This is a genomic window from Streptomyces sp. NBC_01304, assembly GCF_035975855.1.
In the GTDB taxonomy this organism is placed as follows: domain Bacteria; phylum Actinomycetota; class Actinomycetes; order Streptomycetales; family Streptomycetaceae; genus Streptomyces.
In genome coordinates this window covers 7,110,615-7,126,762 of the sequence record NZ_CP109055.1, presented here as the reverse complement: position 1 = coordinate 7,126,762, position 16,148 = coordinate 7,110,615, and the positions used below count along the sequence as shown (strand labels likewise).

Below are 16,148 nucleotides of genomic sequence, written 5' to 3'. Positions count from 1 at the left end.
AGACCCGATGAGCTACAACCAGCCGGGCCCGTACGGCGGCCAGCCTCAGCAGCCCGGACCGTACGGTCAGCAGCCGCAGCAGCCGGGCCCCTACGGCCAGCAGCCGCAGCAGCCCGGCTACGGGTACCCGCAGCAGGCCCCGCAGGGTGTACCGCCGCAGCAGCCGGGTTACGGCTACCCGCAGCAGGGCCAGCCGGGCGGCTTCAGCCAGCCCCAGCAGCCGGGGCAGCCGTACGGGCAGCAGCAGGCCCCTTACGGCCAGGTTCCGCCGCCGCCCGCGGGCGGGGGTGGTGGCGGCAAGAAGGTCGGCATCATCATCGCCGCCGTGGTCGCGCTGGCGGCGATCGGTGGTGGCATCTACTACTTCACCTCGGGTGACGGCGGCAGCACCGAGGTCGCCGATGACGGCAAGACGTACAAGTTGACGGCGCCGGCGACGGTGCTGGGTGGCGAGTACAAGAAGGACGACAGCGGCTCCGGGGGCGGCCCCACGGACGACGACGGGTTGAAGGACGCGGAGAAGTGGGGCGTGAAGAACGCCAAGGAGGTCGAGGGACAGTACAAGGCCGGCGACGAGGACAACCCGATGTCCGGCCAGATGCTCAGCTTCGGCGGTGTCTACGGCGAGATCGCCGACCCTGAGAAGGTCGTCGACGCCGCGTTCGCGTCCCTCAAGGCCGAAGCGGAGAAGGAGTCCGACGGCGAGGGCGAGCTCGTGGGCAGCCCTCAGAAGTACGAGCCCGCCGGCTTCGACAACGGCATCATCAAGTGCCAGGAAGCGAAGATCAAGATGTCGGGCGAGGACACCTCCGCAGGCGCCCCCAAGGAGATGTCGGTCCCGATTTGCATCTGGGGCGACCACAGCACCCTCGCCGTGGTGAGCCACTCCGACATCGCAGGCATGCTCGCGGGCCGCAACACCACCCCCGAGAAGGCCGCGGAGTTCGCCGCCAAGCTCCGCAACGACGTCCGCGTCGAGGTCAAGTAGCTCCAGGTCAATGCCGAAGGGGCCCCGGTCAGTTGACCGGCGCCCCTTCGGCATACGTTCAAACAAAGCACTCATACCAGCACGTGGAGGGGACAGACCCCATGAGCTACAACCAGCCGGGCCCATACGGCGGCCAGCCTCAGCAGCCCGGACCGTACGGTCAGCAGCCGCAGCAGCCCCAGCCCGGCTACGGCTACCCGCAAGCGCCCCAGCCGCCGCAGCAGCAGCCCGGATACGGCTACCCCCAGCAGGGTCAGCCTGGCGGGTACGGCCAGCCTCAGCAGCCCGGCCAGCCGCAGCCTCCGTACGGCCAGGTCCCGCCGCCGCCCTCGGGCGGGGGCAACGGCAAGAAGATCGGCATCATCGTCGCCTGTGTGGTCGCGCTCGCGGCGATCGGCGGCGGGCTCTACTTCGTCACCAAGGACGACGACAGCAAGGGTGACGGCGGCAAGGGCGGCACGGTCGCCAACGACGACAACAAGGGCAAGGGCAAGGACGAGGGCGGCGACGGGCAGGACCAGGAGCAGACCGACGACAGCGGGGTCTCCGCGGCGACCAAGGGCTACAAGCTCGTCCTGCCCGAGACGATCGGCGCGTACAAGAAGGGCAACGTCGGCGGCACCCAAGGGGCCCTGACCGGCGCGGAGAAGCTGCAGGCCGAGTCCATCGGGATCCAGGACGCGTCCGCCGCCAAGGATCAGTACTCGACCACCAAGACCGGCAGCACCACGGGCAAGATGATGACGTTCGAGGGCTATTACGGCGAGGTGGCCGACCCCGAAGCGGCCATCGACGGGTACTTCCGCCTTGCCGAGAAGCAGCTCAGCAAGGGCAGCGGTGGGACCACGGCCGAGCTGACCGGCAGCCTCGAGAAGGTCGAACCCGCGGGCTTCGAGGGCGCTCTGATGAAGTGTCAGACAGTGAAGTTCACCTTCAAGGACCCTCAGCCGGGCCAGCCGAGCACCTTCGAGGCGCCGTCCTGCGCCTGGGCCGACTACAGCACCGTCGCCATGGTGCAGCCCGTCGACATGGCCAAGGTCATCAGCGGCGGAGCCGCCTCGACGACGGAAGAGGCCGCGGCGGAGGCAGCCACCGTCTACAAGGCCGTACGCGTGAAGAAGTGACGTAGCAGGCGGCGTAGCAGGCAAGGACACGAAAGGGGCGCCCCCGCCAACTACCCGGCGGGGGCGCCCCTTTCAGCTGCGTACAGCCGAAGCGTGCTCAAGCAGAGCGCTGTGTCACGCGCTCTTCTCGTGCGGTCCGTCCTTCTTGCCCACGATGCGCGGGACCAGCGTCGGGTTCACGTTCGAGCGGACGACGTCCGCCGAGATGACCACGCGGGCCACGTCCTTGCGGGACGGGACCTCGTACATCACCGACTGGAGGACCTCCTCCATGATGGCGCGCAGGCCGCGCGCGCCGGTCTGGCGGAGGATCGCCTGGTCCGCGATGGCCTCGAGGGCGTCGCGGTCGAACTCCAGCTCCACGCCGTCGAGTTCGAAGAGGCGCTGGTACTGCTTGACCAGTGCGTTGCGCGGCTCGATCAGGATCTGGAGGAGCGCCTCGCGGTCGAGGTTGTGGACCGAGGTGAGGACGGGCAGGCGGCCGATGAATTCCGGGATCATCCCGAACTTCACCAGGTCCTCCGGCATGACGTCCTCGAACTGGTCCTTCTCCTCGAGCTCCCGCTTGGAGCGGATCGTCGCGCCGAAGCCGATGCCCTTCGCACCCGCGCGGCCCTCGATGATCTTCTCCAGGCCGGAGAAGGCACCGCCGACGATGAAGAGGACGTTCGTGGTGTCGATCTGGATGAATTCCTGGTGCGGGTGCTTGCGGCCGCCCTGCGGGGGGACCGAGGCGGTCGTGCCCTCGAGGATCTTCAACAGGGCCTGCTGTACGCCCTCACCGCTCACGTCGCGCGTGATCGACGGGTTTTCGCTCTTGCGGGCGACCTTGTCGATCTCGTCGATGTAGATGATTCCGGTTTCGGCCTTCTTGACGTCGTAGTCGGCCGCCTGGATCAGCTTCAGGAGGATGTTCTCGACGTCCTCGCCCACATAGCCGGCCTCGGTGAGGGCCGTCGCGTCGGCGATGGCGAACGGGACGTTCAGCATGCGCGCGAGGGTCTGGGCGAGCAGGGTCTTGCCGGAGCCCGTGGGGCCCAGCAGGAGGATGTTGGACTTCGCCAACTCGATGGCGTCCTCACGCCCTTGGCCCCCGCCGTTCTCTCCGGCCTGGACCCGCTTGTAGTGGTTGTACACCGCGACCGAGAGCGCCTTCTTGGCGGGCTCCTGGCCTACGACGTACCCCTCGAGGAACTCGTAGATCTCGCGAGGCTTGGGGAGTTCCTCCCAGCGGACCTCGCTCGTCTCCGCGAGCTCTTCCTCGATGATCTCGTTACAGAGGTCGATGCACTCGTCGCAGATGTATACACCGGGTCCTGCGATGAGCTTCTTGACCTGCTTCTGGCTCTTGCCACAGAACGAGCACTTGAGCAGATCGCCGCCGTCACCGATGCGTGCCACGAGGTGCTTCCCCTTCGCCTGGGAGACGCCCGTGTGAGCGTCTCCTGGTGCCTCTATCCGACGGTACCTTGCCGAGCCCCCCGTTCGGGCCCCCCTTGGCGCGGTTCACTTTGACGTGAACGCCTACAAACCACACCAAGGGGAGGCAGGTGTTGCTTCGTCGAGTCCGGAGCTCGAGTCCGGATGACGTCGGGCCGACGTCAGGCGACCGACGCGTTGTTCATCTTGCGGGTGGAGATGATCTGGTCGATCAGGCCGTACTCGAGCGCGTCCTCGGCCGTGAGGATCTTGTCGCGCTCGATGTCCTCGCGGATCTTCTCGATCGACGTCTTGCCGGCGGAGTGCTTGGCCAGCATCTCCTCCAACTGGGCGCGCATGCGGAGGATTTCGTTCGCCGCGATCTCCAGGTCGGAGACCTGACCGCGACCGGTCTCGCTGTACGGCTGGTGGATCAGCACGCGGGCGTTCGGGAGCGCCATGCGCTTGCCCGGCGTACCGGCCGCGAGCAGGACCGCGGCGGCCGAGGCCGCCTGGCCCATGCAGACCGTCGACACATCGGGCTTCACGAACTGCATCGTGTCGTAGATGGCCGTGAGAGCGGTGAAGGAGCCGCCCGGGCTGTTGATGTAGATGGAGATGTCGCGGTCCGGGTCCATCGACTCCAGGCACAGGAGCTGCGCCATGACGTCGTTGGCGGACGCGTCGTCGATCTGCACGCCGAGGAAGATCACGCGCTCCTCGAAGAGCTTCGCGTACGGGTCGTACTCGCGCACGCCCTGCGAGGTGCGCTCGACGAAGCGCGGGATGACGTAACGGGACTCGGCGCGCGGGCCGTTGTACTCGGCCATGGTGCGCTCGTAGAGGCCGCTGCCGGGGAAATCGTTCACTGTCTCTCCTGGAAGTGGGCTGGGGTCGGCTACGGGGCTGTGGGGCTCAGGCCCCGGTGCCGCCGCCGCCCGGCACGCCGGAGGCCGTGGTGATGACCTCGTCGATGAGGCCGTACTCCTTGGCCTCCTCCGGGTCGAACCAGCGGTCGCGGTCGGAGTCGCGGGTGACCTGGTCGAAGCTCTGGCCGGTGTGCTGGGCGGTGAGCTGGGCCATGCGCTTCTTGGTGAGCAGCAGCCGCTCGGCGTGGATCTTGATGTCCGAGGCAGAACCGGCCAGGCCCGCGGAGGGCTGGTGGATCAGGATCTCGGCGTTGGGCAGCGCGAAGCGCTTGCCCGGGGTGCCGGCACTCAGCAGGAACTGGCCCATCGAGGCGGCCATGCCCATCGCGATCGTCACCACGTCGTTCCGGATGTACTGCATGGTGTCGTAGATCGCCATGCCCGCGGTGATCGAGCCGCCGGGGCTGTTGATGTAGAGGTAAATGTCCTTGTCCGGCTCAGCGGCAAGGAGAAGCAGCTGCGCGGTGATCTTGTTGGCGATGTCGTCGTCCACGGCCTGGCCGAGGAAGATGATCCGCTCGCCGAGCAGCCGGTTGTAGACCTGGTCGCCGAGGCCACCACCGATGGAGGGGTCGCCGGCGGCGGAGGGCATCAGATTCGTCACGTATCCACCTGCTCGTCTTGACGACGGCGCCGGGCCGTCTCGCGTCTGTCTCGCGTCTTCTGCTGGGGCGTGGGACCCCTGGGTACTCGCCCCTGCGGGCGGCGTTCGGGGACTCCCCTGCCCTCGTAGTTATGGACCCTAACGCGCGGGTCCCTTCGGGGAATCCCGCAATAGGAACTGTTCGCTGTGAGCGCAGGGTGCTGCGCAGGCTGGGGTGGGTTTTGACCTGGGGTCGGCGGGGGCGGTGACCTGCGGTCGGCGGGGGCGGGGCTGTCTTGTGGTGGTGGCCTTTTTGGGTGGGGGTGACGGGGGGCCGTCTGCCCGGTGTGGGGGCGTTGCCGGGTGCGGGTTGTGGGTGGCTGACGGGGGGCCGTCTGCCCGGTGTGGGGGCGTTGCCGGGTGCGGGTTGTGGGTGGCTGACGGGGGGCCGTCTGCCCGGTGCAGGGGCGTTGCCGGGTGCGGGCTGTGGGTGGCTGACGGGGGGCCGTCTGCCCGGTGCAGGGGCGTTGACGGGTGCGGGCTGTGGGTGGTTGGGCGCGCAGTTCCCCGCGCCCCTTTCGGGGCACCTCCGCCGCCGGCTCACGGGCGGCCGTCGGGCCCGTGTGGGCGCGTTGCCGGGTGCGGGCTGTCGGTGGCTGGGCGCGCAGTTCCCCGCGCCCCTTTCGGGGCACCTCCGCCGCCAGCTCACGGGGAGCGCGAGGGGTGCCAGGGGACGGGAGCCCCTAGCCCGGGACGGAGCAGCGTGAAAGCCCAGGAGACGGCAGCGTGGAGGCCCCGGGGGGCGGCGGCGTGGGGCCGGGGCGGGCAGCGTGGAAGCCCGGGGACAGCAGCGTGGAGGCCGGGAGAGAGGGCGGGAATGCGAAGGGCCCCCGGGACTGGTGTCCCGGGGGCCCTTCGTTGTGGTGCTGGTGAGGCTTAGGCCTCGGTCTTCTCGTCCGCCGGGGCGTCCTCGGTGGAGGCCTCGACCGTCTCGGCGGTCTCGTCCTCGTCCTCGTCGCTCAGGTCGACGACCTCGCCCTTGGTGTCCTTGACCGTGGCGGCCTCGACGACGACCGCGAGGGCCTTGCCGCGGGCGACCTCGCCGACGAGCATCGGGACCTGGTTGCCCTCGACGACCGCCTGGGCGAACTGGTCGGGGGACATGCCGGAGGAAGCGGCGCGACGCATGAGGTGCTCGGTGAGCTCCTCCTGGCTGACGTTCAGCTTCTCCTTGTTGACCAGCTCGTCGAGCAGGAACTGGGTCTTGATGCCCTTGACCGCCTGCTCCTTGGTCTCGGCCTCGAACTCCTCGACCGTCTTGCCCTGGATCTTCAGGTAGCCCTCGAGGTCGAGGCCCATCTGACCGAGCTGGTGGTGCTCCAGGTTGTGCTTGCGGGTGTTCACCTCGTCCTCGAGAAGCTTCTCGGGGATCGCGATGTCCGCCAGCTCGAGGAGCTTGTCGAGGACGCGCTCCTGGGCCTGGGTGGCCTGGTCGTACTGCTTCATGTTCTCGAGGCGCTTGCGGCTGTCCGCCTGCATCTCCTCGAGGGTGTCGAACTCCGAGGCGAGCTGCGCGAAGTCGTCGTCCAGCTCGGGCAGTTCGCGGGCCTTGACCTCGGTGACCTTGACGGTGACCTCGGCGTCCTTGCCCTCGGCGGAGCCGCCCTTCAGCTGCGAGGTGAAGGTCGCCTCGCCGCCGGCCTCGAGACCGGTGACGGCCTCGTCGATGCCTTCGAGGAGCTCGCCCGAGCCGATGGTGTACGAGACGCCCTCGGCCACACCGTCGGCGAGGACCTCGCCGTCGACCTTGGCCTCGAGGTCGATCGTCACGACGTCGCCCTCGGCGGCGGCGCGCTCGACGGCCGAGGTGGAGGCGAAGCGCTCACGGAGCTGCTCCACCGACTTCTCGACGTCCTCGTCGCTGACCTCGACCGCGTCGACCTCGACCTCGATGCCGGAGTAGTCCGGGATCTCGATCTCGGGGCGGATGTCGACCTCGGCGGTGAAGTTCAGCGTCTCGCCGTCCTTCAGCTCCGTGATGTCGACCTCGGGCTGGCCCAGGACGTTGAGCTCGGCCTCGTTGACCGCCTCGGTGTAGAACTTCGGAAGCGCGTCGTTGACCGCCTCCTCCAGGACCGCACCGCGGCCGAACCGCTGGTCGATGACGCGGGCCGGGATCTTGCCCTTGCGGAAGCCCTTCACCGTGACCTGCTGGTTGATCTTCTTGTACGCCGCGTCGAGGCTGTCCTTGAGCTCCTCGAAGGGCACCTCGATGCTGAGCCGAACCCGAGTGGGGTTCAGGGTCTCCACGGCGCTCTTCACGGTTCGGTCTCCTTGTGGCTGACTGCTTGGATTCTGCCGAGCCAGAGAGCTGCGGCCGATCGCGACGCCCGGAACTTCAGTCGATGCCGGTAGTCAGTGTGCTGACCGGGAAAAGAGCTGAGACACACGAGCGCGCAGCTTGCATAGTAACCGCAGCTGGTACGCGCCCCAAAAGGCGATCTTGAAGGTCAAGAGTGAGGTGGTCGGGGTGGCGGGATTTGAACCCACGGCCTTCCGCTCCCAAAGCGGACGCGCTACCAAGCTGCGCCACACCCCGTCGGTGCGACACGTAGGGTACATGCCCGCAGGCCATGCGGCTGCCGCATTGTTCGCGGGGGCTTCGCGGGGAATGGGGTGTGCGCCTCGGGGCAGGGACCCGCTACGATGCTTTTCGTGCGGCGGTCACCGAGTGACCTGCGGCGCAAACTGTGCGGGTGTAGCTCAATGGTAGAGCCCTAGTCTTCCAAACTAGCTACGCGGGTTCGATTCCCGTCACCCGCTCCACATGGCTCCGGCCCAGGTCGAGGATTGACTCCTCGACCTGGGCCGCAGTCGTTTCAGCGGGCCGGGCCCGGGGTGTTCCGGTGCTGGGTCACGTCGATGCTGAAGACCGTGGAGCCGGGCAGCGCGGCATAGAGGGCGTCGCCGTCCAGTACGAGGCGGGTGGCCTCCTCGGCCAGGGGATCGGCAGGGGGTGTGCCCTTGGGGGCCAGGGTGCTCCAGCGTTCGTCTCCAGTGGCCGTGTCCAGGGCGAGCATGCGGCCCGAGATGTTCCCGAAGTAGACGGTGCCACCCGCGACGACTGGGGCGCCGAGGCTGTTGACGGAGGTGCCGCGGTCCCAGAGCGTCCGGCCGGTCCGCACGGACAGTGCGAAGACCCGGCCCGAGCTCTCGCCGTAGACGATGCCGTCGGCCAGCCAGCGGTGCTCGGTCCAGGACAGGTTCTGCGGCAGCCGGAGCTCCTGGCGCTCGCCCGTGCGCAGGTCGATGCGGACCTGGTGGGTGACCTTGATTTCCATGTCGTCGGTGCGCAGGAGGACCAGGTCGCCGCGGTCGGTGCCCAAGGGGGCGAGCAGGCCGCGGATCGGCTTCAGCTTCCGGTCCTGGCCCTTGTCGCCGCCGAGGAACGTCACGTGGGTCGTGGTGCCCTCGTCGCCACCGACCGTCTGGTGGATCAGTGCCGCCCGGTCACCTGCCGGGAGCAGGAAGCGCATGTCGTCCACCTCGCCGCCGATCGATGCCGAGCCGCGGCTGGTGCCGGTGCGGGCGTCGACGCGCAGGATCGCCTTGCCCTTCCCGTCCGGCATGAAGACGGTTTCACCGACGAGCACGGCGGATATCTCCCCGTCGGTCACCACGGTGGGGTCGGTACGGGACGTCGGCTCGGTCCAACGGACCTCTCCCGTCCCCGCGTCCAGCGCCTGCACCGCGTACTGCTGGTCGATCTCGCCCGTGGGGCTCTCGGTGACCGAGCGGAGGTCGTGCACATAGACCAGACCATGGGCCGCCCCGATCATGCGGCGCTCCCCCGGCGGGTCGGAGGACGCGTCGGTCGTGACCTTGTGGAATCGCTTGTGCCACAACTCGCGCCCCGTCGCCGGGTCGAGCTTGACCGCCTTCGTGCTCTCGGTGGTGCAGTACAGCGCCTCGTACGCGTTCAGGCAGTCGGGGGCGACGGTCGCGGGAAGCTTCTTCTCCTTCTTCAGCTGGACGTTCCAGGGCCTCCAGCCCTCCGGTACGTCCCCCGTCGCGGCCCCGTCGCCGTCCGCGGCGCGTACGACCAACAGCGAGGCCAGCGCGGCCAGGACCACCCCGGCGGCCGCGGCGGCCGCCACCCATCGGCTCCGGCGCCTTCGGGGACCGGCCGCGGCCTCCGCCTCAGCCGTGGGTCTCGCCGGCACCGGACGCCCCTCCAGCATCGCCAGCAACTCATCAGGCGTCGGCCGGGACTTGGGCTCCTTGTCCAGGCAGGCCTCGACCAAGGGGCGCAACTCGGGTGGTACGCCGTCGAGTTCGGGGGCGCCCGTGACGACTCGGGTCGCCGTCTCGAAGGGGCTGACGCTGTCGAAGGGGCCGCGTCCGGTGGCGGCGTACACGAGGACCGAGCCGAGGGAGAAGACGTCCGCGGCGGGGCCGACCTCGCGGGGGTCGGCGAGCTGTTCCGGGGACATGAAGGGCGGGGTGCCCATGACGCGGCCGGTCTCGGTGAGGTCCTGGCCGTCGTCGTAGAGGTGGGCGTCGCGGGAGATGCCGAAGTCGATGACGCGCGGGCCGTCCTCGGCCAGCATCACGTTGGCCGGCTTGAGGTCGCGGTGGATCACGCCGACGCGGTGCAGGTCGCGCAGCGCCTCGGCCAGGCCGGTGGCCAGTTCGCGCAGCCGGGGCAGCGGCAGCGGGCCGTCCTTGCGGACGTGGGCGCCGAGGTTCTCGCCGGGTATGTAGAGCGTCGCCATCCAGGGGTGCTCGGCGTCCGCGTCGGCGTCCACCACCGGCGCGGTGAAGGCGCCGCTCACCTGGCGGGCTGCGGCCACCTCACGGCGGAAGCGGGTGCGGAACTCGGGGTTGTCGGCGTACTGGGCGTGCACCACCTTGACGGCGAGCCGGCGCCCCGACGCCGAGCGGGCGAGGTAGACGACGCCCATGCCGCCGGAGCCGAGCCGCTCCGTGGTCCGGTAGCCGCCGATCTCCCTGGGATCGGAATCGCGCAGCGTCATGCCTCGTACGCCCCCCGTACGTCCAGCGCGGTGCCGCCGGCGTGAGGGTCGTCCGGACCCTCAAGGCCGTCAGAACTGGATGTCGTTGATTGTTTTCGCTATGGAGTCCAGGAACCTCTGGATGTCGTCGGCCATACCGGTCGACGCCAGGAAGAAACCGAACAGCACGGCCACGATCGCAGGGCCGGCCTTGATCGAGTTCCCGCGGATCAGCACCACGAGGATGATCCCCAACATCAGCACCACAGACAGCGAAATGGCCACACTGATCACACCCTACGTCGGTCCGCTCACCCGCCCAGAGGCGCACGACCCCGCGCACCCCCGCCAGAACCATCGTGCCACCAACAGGCCTGACCTATGCGGCGGGTGACGCATCGTCGGCCACTGTCACAGACGGCCATCCCGCCCGCCGCGACGCGACGAGGGCCGCGCGCCAAGCCGACAGCGGGCCGACAGCGGGTCTACGCACGGTAATTCGTTGGTGACGGGTGCACGGAATTCGGCTTGATCGTTTCCATGTGGACACAATCACGCACAGGTTGTTCGTCAGGAATTCGAATTGTTGCTGCGGCCACAACAGTGTCCGACGAATCGGGCATATCACCAGAGTCGCCCGCGGACGTTATGCCCTAATTAAGCAGTACAAGCATGAGTGTATCGGGTTGAATCGGGCAGGAATATGCCCCCCGAGACGCGGAACTCGTCGTGCATGGACGGAAATTCAGAGCGAATCCCCAACAGCGTTTTACGAATTGCTTCATCCGCCGCTAAGGTGCCTCAGATGTTCCACACTGCCGGTTCCCCCGCAGGCGCAGTGCGGTCACAGCACAGAGCGCCGCTTCCCCCGCAGAAGACGCAGCAGCCGCTGCCGACAGAGCCCACACAGAGCCCGCAGGCCACAGCGGTCCCCCAGCCGCCCCGGCCCGCGAAGCAGCGTGATGCCTTCTTCGACAACGCCAAGTACCTGGCCATCGTGCTCGTCGCGATGGGCCACGCCTGGGAACCGCTCACGGATCACAGCCGCGCCGCCGAGGCGCTCTACATGACCGTGTACGCCTTCCACATGCCCGCTTTCATCCTTATCTCCGGGTATTTCTCCCGCAGTTTCGACATGCGGACCGACCGGCTCAAGCGACTCGTGAGCGGGGTTCTGGTCCCCTTCGTGCTCTTCGAGGTCGCGTACACCTTCTTCAAGCGGTACGCGGACGACGATCCGACGCAGCCGATCAGCCTGCTCGACCCCTGGTACCTCACCTGGTTCCTGGCCGCGCTCTTCGTCTGGCGGCTCACCACGCCGCTGTGGAAGGTCGTCCGCTGGCCGGTGCTCCTCGCTCTCGCCATCGCCGCGATGGCCTCGGTCTCCCCCGACATCGGGGACGACCTCGATCTGCAGCGCGTACTTCAGTTCCTGCCGTTCTTCGTGATGGGGCTCTTCCTCAAGCCGGAGCACTTCCAGCTGGTGCGCCGGCGCGAGGTGCGGATCCTGTCCGTGCCGGTCTTCGCGCTGGCCCTCCTCGTCGCCTACTGGGCGGGGCCGCGGATGAGTTCAGCGTGGTTCTACCACCGGGACAGCGCGCAGGAGTTGGGCGCGCCGTGGTGGGCCGGTGCCGTGATGACCCTCGCGATGTTCGGCTGCTCGATGGTGCTCATGGCCTGCTTCTTCGCCTGGGTGCCCCGGCGGAAGATGTGGTTCACGATCCTGGGCGCCGGCACGCTGTACGGCTATCTGCTGCACGGCTTCCTCGCCAAGGGCTCGCGCTTCTGGGGCTGGTACGAGGACTACTCGTGGCTGCACAAGCCGTTCGGCGAGATCTTCGTGACGGTGGTCGCGGCGACCGTCGTGACGCTGCTGTGCACTCCGCCGGTGCAACGGATGTTCCGGTTCGCCATGGAGCCCAAGCTGAACTGGGCGTTCAGGCGGGACGCGGCGGAGGTGGCGAGGTCGCGGGAACGGGCCTCGCGCTGACGCCCGGCGCTCCTCCTTCCATACGTTGCCGATCAGTGCCCGCACACCTCTGGTGAGGTGTGCGGGCACTGGTCGTTGCGGAGCTCTTCGCGTCAGCCCCGGCGCTGGGCGAACTGGAGGGTCTCCGCGGCGATCCGGGTGACGGCCTCGCGGGTCGCGCGGGCGAGCAGGTCGGTGCTGATGGCTCCGCCTGCCGCCAAGTGGCGGTCGTACGGCAGGAGTTGGACGCTCGCGCCGGTCGCGCGGAGCTTCTGGACGGCCTTGGAGGTGTCGAGGCCGCCGTGCGGGACCGATTCGGCGAGGACGACGACCGTGCCCTCGATGATGTGGCGGGGCAGGCCCGACATCCACTCCAGGACCGCGTGCGTGCTCGCCACGCCCTCGAAGGTCGCGGGCGCGACGAGGACGCGGGCCTGGGCGGCGGAGAGCGCGGTGCGGGCTACCTCGGCGGGCAGGGTCTCGCAGTCCACCACCGTGATGCCGAAGTAGCGGCGCAGCGAGACCATCGCCTTCTCGTACAGCTTGGGGTCCAGCATCGCGCCGACCTTGCCCTGGCTGCCGGGCAACAGCCAGGCGTTGTCGGGCAGCTGGACGAGATACCCCGTCACGTCGAGGAGGGACATCGACGGCTCGACCATCTGGGCCAGGTCCCGGACCGTCCAGCGCAGCGCCTCGGCGCCGAGCCGGAACGGCAGGGTGCCGAGCGCGGGGTCGGCCTCGACGAGGAGGACGGGGTCGTGGCGGTAGTGGGCGTACGTCTTGCCGAGCAGGGCGGCGACCGTGGACTTGCCGGCGCCGCCGCGGATGGAGGTGACGGCGATCTGGCGTCCTGTGACGATCTGCTGCTGCAGCACCTCGGCCTTGCCCGAGGCCAGGGTGACCTCGCGGGCCGCGGACGAGGACACGGTCCGCTGGACGGCCCGCAGCGCCCGGGCCACGAAGGGCTCACCGTGGCGGGGCTTGCGCCGGGTGGCGGCGAGGGACTCGTCGACGACGGGGAGCGAGCTGAACATGTGGCGGGGCGCAGGGGGGCCTGCCGGGGTGTACGTCGCCGGGGGCTGGGCCTGCGCCTGGTAGGCCAGGGAGGCCTGCGGCGGCGTTGCGGGGTTCGGCTGCGGCTTGAGCGCGCCGAGGGCGACGGTGGCCCGGCTCGGGGGCTCACTGCCGACCGGGCCCGCCTCGGTGTTGAGCGCGGGCAGGGCGAGGGTGCCGGGGTCGGGCCGGAACGGCTCGGTCGCCGGGACGTACGGGGCCGGGATGGGGAGAGCCGTGGCCGGGGGCGGAGTGCCGGGGGCCGGAGGTCCGGCGGCGGGCGGGAGCGGGGCGCCGGGCACCGAGGGCTCGGCGGCGGGCGGCCGGTAGGACGCGGGGATGGCGTCCTCGATCACGGGCTCCGGGGGTACGGGGGTGAGCCGAGCGGCGGCTCCGGGGTCGAAGTCGCCCTGGGGGGTGGGGTCGAAGGCCGGGATAGGGGCGGGCTCGACCTCGGGGGCCAGGTCGAAGGCCGGGATAGGGGCGGGCTCGACCTCGGGGGCCAGGTCGAAGGCCGGGATAGGGGCGGGCTCGACCTCGGGGGCCAGGTCGAAGGCCGGGATAGGGGCGGGCTCGACCTCGGGGGCCAGGTCGAAGGCCGGGATAGGGGCGGGCTCGACCTCGGGGGCCAGGTCGAAGGCCGGGATAGGGGCGGGCTCGACCTCGGGGGCCAGGTCGAAGGCCGGGATAGGGGCGGGCTCGACCTCGGGGGCCAGGTCGAAGGCCGGGATAGGGGCGGGCTCGACCTCGGGGGCCAGGTCGAAGGCCGGGATAGGGGCGGGCTCGACCGCGGGAGCCAGGTCGAAGGCGGAGGCATAGTCGGCCGGGACGGCGTCCGTGATGGCCGCGTCGGGCTCGGGGAGCGGTGAACTCTGCGCCGGGGCGGGGGTGATCTCCCGCTGCTCGTCAGCCGGGACCACATCCCTGATGGCCGCGTCGGGCTCAGCGAGCGGTGAACTCTGCGCCGGGACAGGATCGATCTCCCGCTGCTCGTCAGCCGGGACCACATCCCTGATGGCCGCGTCGGGCTCAGCGAGCGGTGAACTCTGCGCCGGGACAGGATCGATCTCCCGCTGCTCGTCAGCCGGGACCACATCCCTGATGGCCGCGTCGGGCTCAGCGAGCGGTGAACTCTGCGCCGGGACAGGATCGATCTCCCGCTGCTCGTCAGCCGGGACCACATCCGTGACGGCCGCGTCGGGCTCAGCGAGCGGCGAGGGGTCGGCCTCGGAGGAGGAGGCTTCCTGCAGCACCTCGGCCGGGGCCGCTTCCGTGGCCACCGCGTCGGGCTCAGGAAACGGCGAGCTCTCAGCCTGGGCCTCGTCGGCCGCCGGCGAGACTTCGGCCGGCTCTGCAGGTGCCGAACTCGGCGTTGCCGCCTCGGCGTTCACCGGGGAGCGGGATTCCGGGGAGCGGGTTTCCGGGGAGCGGGTTTCCGGGGCCTCGTCCTGTCCATGCTGCACCACGGGTTCCGGCTCGGCCCCCTCCGCCGCCAGGACGACACCGACACCGACACCGACACCGGCATCGGCATCGGCATCGGCATCGGCCGACAACGCCTCAGCCGCATAGCCGGCCGGGATGGCGTCCTGGATCTCCGGCTCGGCGTCCGCGTACTCGTACTCGTCCTTCGGCTTGTCCGTCATCTCAGCCATGTTCGTTTCTCTCCCGCTACCCCGTCAGAACCCGTACGCACCGAACACGCCCACCGCCAGCGGGAACAGCCCCACCACACCGATCGACTCGGCCAAGTCGGCCCACCGCCCCAGCCTCGCCCGCACCGGCTCCGGCGGATGCGCCGCCAGCGCGAGCAGGGGCAGCAGCGCGGCCGCCGACAGGAGTGCGAGCGGGCCCGCGCCGCCCGCGTGGTCGAGCCAGAGCGCGGCCAGGCGTACGACCAGGCACGCCGCGGCGGCGTACACCGCGAGTACCTCCACCACCAGCGGGAAGGCCCGGGACCTGGCGCAGAGCACCAGCACGGTGAGCGCCACCAGGGACACCGTCCACACGCTTGGCTCGGCGGCCGTGAGGAGCCAGCCCGCGGCCGCGGCCGAGACCGTCGTGAGGAGCGTCGCGAGGGCGAGGCCGCGGTGGGTCGCGGCGAGGGCGTTGCGTACGCCCTGGCTGCTCACCGAGGTTCCCGCGGAGCGGCGGTCGTCGATGCGGGTCAGGCCCGTGCCGAGCAGCGCCAGGCGGGGAAGGAAGCCCAGGAGGAGGATCGAGAGGACGGCAAGGACGGCTCCGGTGCGGGCCGCGTCGTCCGTCAGGGCCAGGGCAGCCTCCCAGATCGCCGCGAGCCCCGCGGCCGCGGCCGCCCCGGTCAGGCCGCCCCGGCCCAGCGGCGAGAAGAGCCCGAGGAGGGCGAGGGTCAGCGTGAGGGCCCCCGCGAGGAGGGCGAGTCGCGCGGGGCCGGACAAGGCGTGTGCGTCCGCCAGCGTCCAGGCGCCGAGTGCGGCCAGCACCCCGCAGGTCAGCAACAGCACTGTGGCGAGGCCCCGGTTGGCCCCGAGCCGGGACGCGAGCGCCCCGCCCGCCGCTGCCACGAGAGCGGCACCGAACAGCCCGTACGCCACCGGCTCCAGGCCGAACGCACCGCGCGCGAGCAGGCCCGCGATCGCGGCGAAGAACACGGTCGCCGCCCCTGCGCCGATCCGCCGCACGGCGGGCCGCCAGCGCCAGGAGCGCAGATCGAGGTCGGCGCCCGCTTCGACGGCGGGCGCGGCGTCGGAACGTACGAGATGAAGCACCGCGCCCGGCGCCAGAGAGGCGGCGGCGAGGGTGCTGTCGGGCGGCAGGGGCACCCCGTCCGCGGTGGTCAACCGGCGGGTCAGCGGCCGCGCGGCCGCCTGGTCGCCGAGCAACTCCAGGAGATCCGGGAGCAGTTGGCCTATCGGTACGTCGGACGGCAGGACCGTGTCGGCCCGTCTGCGCTCACCGACCAGCGTCACCCGGGCCAGGCCGGAGCGGGGCCCCTGGGGGGTCTGAGGCGCACGAGGCGCACGGGAAGTCGCTGCTGTGCTCACCACGCGCGGGAACCTATCATCGCGCCGCGCGCCCGCCCTTGGCGC

General features: G+C 70.0%; 11 protein-coding genes and 2 tRNA genes. 4 read left to right on the top strand and 9 right to left on the bottom strand.

Going from position 1 to position 16,148, the window contains the following annotated elements; genetic code table 11:
• Positions 1-7: 7 nt before the first annotated feature.
• Both OG430_RS31560 and OG430_RS31555 read left to right on the top strand, forming a co-directional pair.
• Positions 8-988 (top strand): hypothetical protein, encoded by a 981-nt coding sequence (locus OG430_RS31560; protein WP_327356033.1) that lies wholly within the window; start codon positions 8-10, stop codon positions 986-988.
• Between the two features lie 101 nt (positions 989-1,089).
• On the top strand, positions 1,090-2,112 hold the full coding sequence (locus OG430_RS31555) for a hypothetical protein (RefSeq protein WP_327356032.1): 1,023 nt from the start codon (positions 1,090-1,092) through the stop codon (positions 2,110-2,112).
• A gap of 114 nt (positions 2,113-2,226) precedes the next feature.
• On the opposite strand, the gene clpX is transcribed toward OG430_RS31555, so the two are convergent.
• The 5 genes from clpX to OG430_RS31530 all read right to left on the bottom strand — a co-directional run bounded on the left by clpX (position 2,227) and on the right by OG430_RS31530 (position 7,642).
• Positions 2,227-3,513, bottom strand: coding sequence for an ATP-dependent Clp protease ATP-binding subunit ClpX (gene clpX / locus OG430_RS31550; RefSeq protein WP_327356031.1), 1,287 nt, complete (start codon positions 3,511-3,513; stop codon positions 2,227-2,229).
• Between the two features lie 200 nt (positions 3,514-3,713).
• Positions 3,714-4,400, bottom strand: a complete 687-nt coding sequence (locus OG430_RS31545) for an ATP-dependent Clp protease proteolytic subunit (protein WP_327356030.1) — start codon at positions 4,398-4,400, stop codon at positions 3,714-3,716.
• Positions 4,401-4,446: 46 nt separating this feature from the next.
• On the bottom strand, positions 4,447-5,052 hold the full coding sequence (locus OG430_RS31540) for an ATP-dependent Clp protease proteolytic subunit (RefSeq protein WP_327359302.1): 606 nt from the start codon (positions 5,050-5,052) through the stop codon (positions 4,447-4,449).
• A 927-nt stretch (positions 5,053-5,979) separates the two neighbouring features.
• Positions 5,980-7,365 carry a trigger factor gene (gene tig, locus OG430_RS31535; protein ID WP_327356029.1) on the bottom strand — a complete coding sequence of 462 codons (1,386 nt, stop codon included), beginning with the start codon at positions 7,363-7,365 and terminating at the stop codon, positions 5,980-5,982.
• Positions 7,366-7,565: 200 nt separating this feature from the next.
• A tRNA-Pro gene (locus tag OG430_RS31530) sits at positions 7,566-7,642 on the bottom strand.
• Between the two features lie 153 nt (positions 7,643-7,795).
• Between OG430_RS31530 and OG430_RS31525 the strand changes: the two genes are divergently transcribed.
• Positions 7,796-7,869 (top strand) — tRNA-Gly (locus OG430_RS31525).
• 53 nt (positions 7,870-7,922) lie between these two features.
• Here OG430_RS31525 and OG430_RS31520 read toward each other — a convergent pair.
• Positions 7,923-10,079, bottom strand: coding sequence for a protein kinase domain-containing protein (locus tag OG430_RS31520; protein WP_327356028.1), 2,157 nt, complete (start codon positions 10,077-10,079; stop codon positions 7,923-7,925).
• 69 nt (positions 10,080-10,148) lie between these two features.
• Positions 10,149-10,343 (bottom strand): hypothetical protein, encoded by a 195-nt coding sequence (locus OG430_RS31515; RefSeq protein ID WP_327356027.1) that lies wholly within the window; start codon positions 10,341-10,343, stop codon positions 10,149-10,151.
• Between the two features lie 520 nt (positions 10,344-10,863).
• Between OG430_RS31515 and OG430_RS31510 the strand changes: the two genes are divergently transcribed.
• Positions 10,864-12,048, top strand: a complete 1,185-nt coding sequence (locus OG430_RS31510) for an acyltransferase family protein (RefSeq protein WP_327356026.1) — start codon at positions 10,864-10,866, stop codon at positions 12,046-12,048.
• 92 nt (positions 12,049-12,140) lie between these two features.
• Here OG430_RS31510 and OG430_RS31505 read toward each other — a convergent pair whose 3' ends face one another.
• Positions 12,141-14,735, bottom strand: a complete 2,595-nt coding sequence (locus OG430_RS31505) for a MinD/ParA family ATP-binding protein (RefSeq protein ID WP_327356025.1) — start codon at positions 14,733-14,735, stop codon at positions 12,141-12,143.
• Between the two features lie 24 nt (positions 14,736-14,759).
• A complete protein-coding gene (locus OG430_RS31500) occupies positions 14,760-16,106 on the bottom strand; it encodes an EsaB/YukD family protein (protein ID WP_327356024.1) in 1,347 nt (448 codons plus the stop codon).
• Between the last annotated feature and the right edge of the window lie 42 nt (positions 16,107-16,148).

Coding starts and splice junctions, on each gene's coding strand:
- OG430_RS31560 (WP_327356033.1), top strand. CDS start 8: ATGAGCTACAACCAGCCGGGCCCGTACGGCGGCCAGCCTCAGCAGCCC.
- OG430_RS31555 (WP_327356032.1), top strand. CDS start 1,090: ATGAGCTACAACCAGCCGGGCCCATACGGCGGCCAGCCTCAGCAGCCC.
- OG430_RS31540 (WP_327359302.1), bottom strand. CDS start 5,052: ATGCCCTCCGCCGCCGGCGACCCCTCCATCGGTGGTGGCCTCGGCGAC.
- OG430_RS31520 (WP_327356028.1), bottom strand. CDS start 10,079: ATGACGCTGCGCGATTCCGATCCCAGGGAGATCGGCGGCTACCGGACC.
- OG430_RS31510 (WP_327356026.1), top strand. CDS start 10,864: ATGTTCCACACTGCCGGTTCCCCCGCAGGCGCAGTGCGGTCACAGCAC.
- OG430_RS31505 (WP_327356025.1), bottom strand. CDS start 14,735: ATGGCTGAGATGACGGACAAGCCGAAGGACGAGTACGAGTACGCGGAC.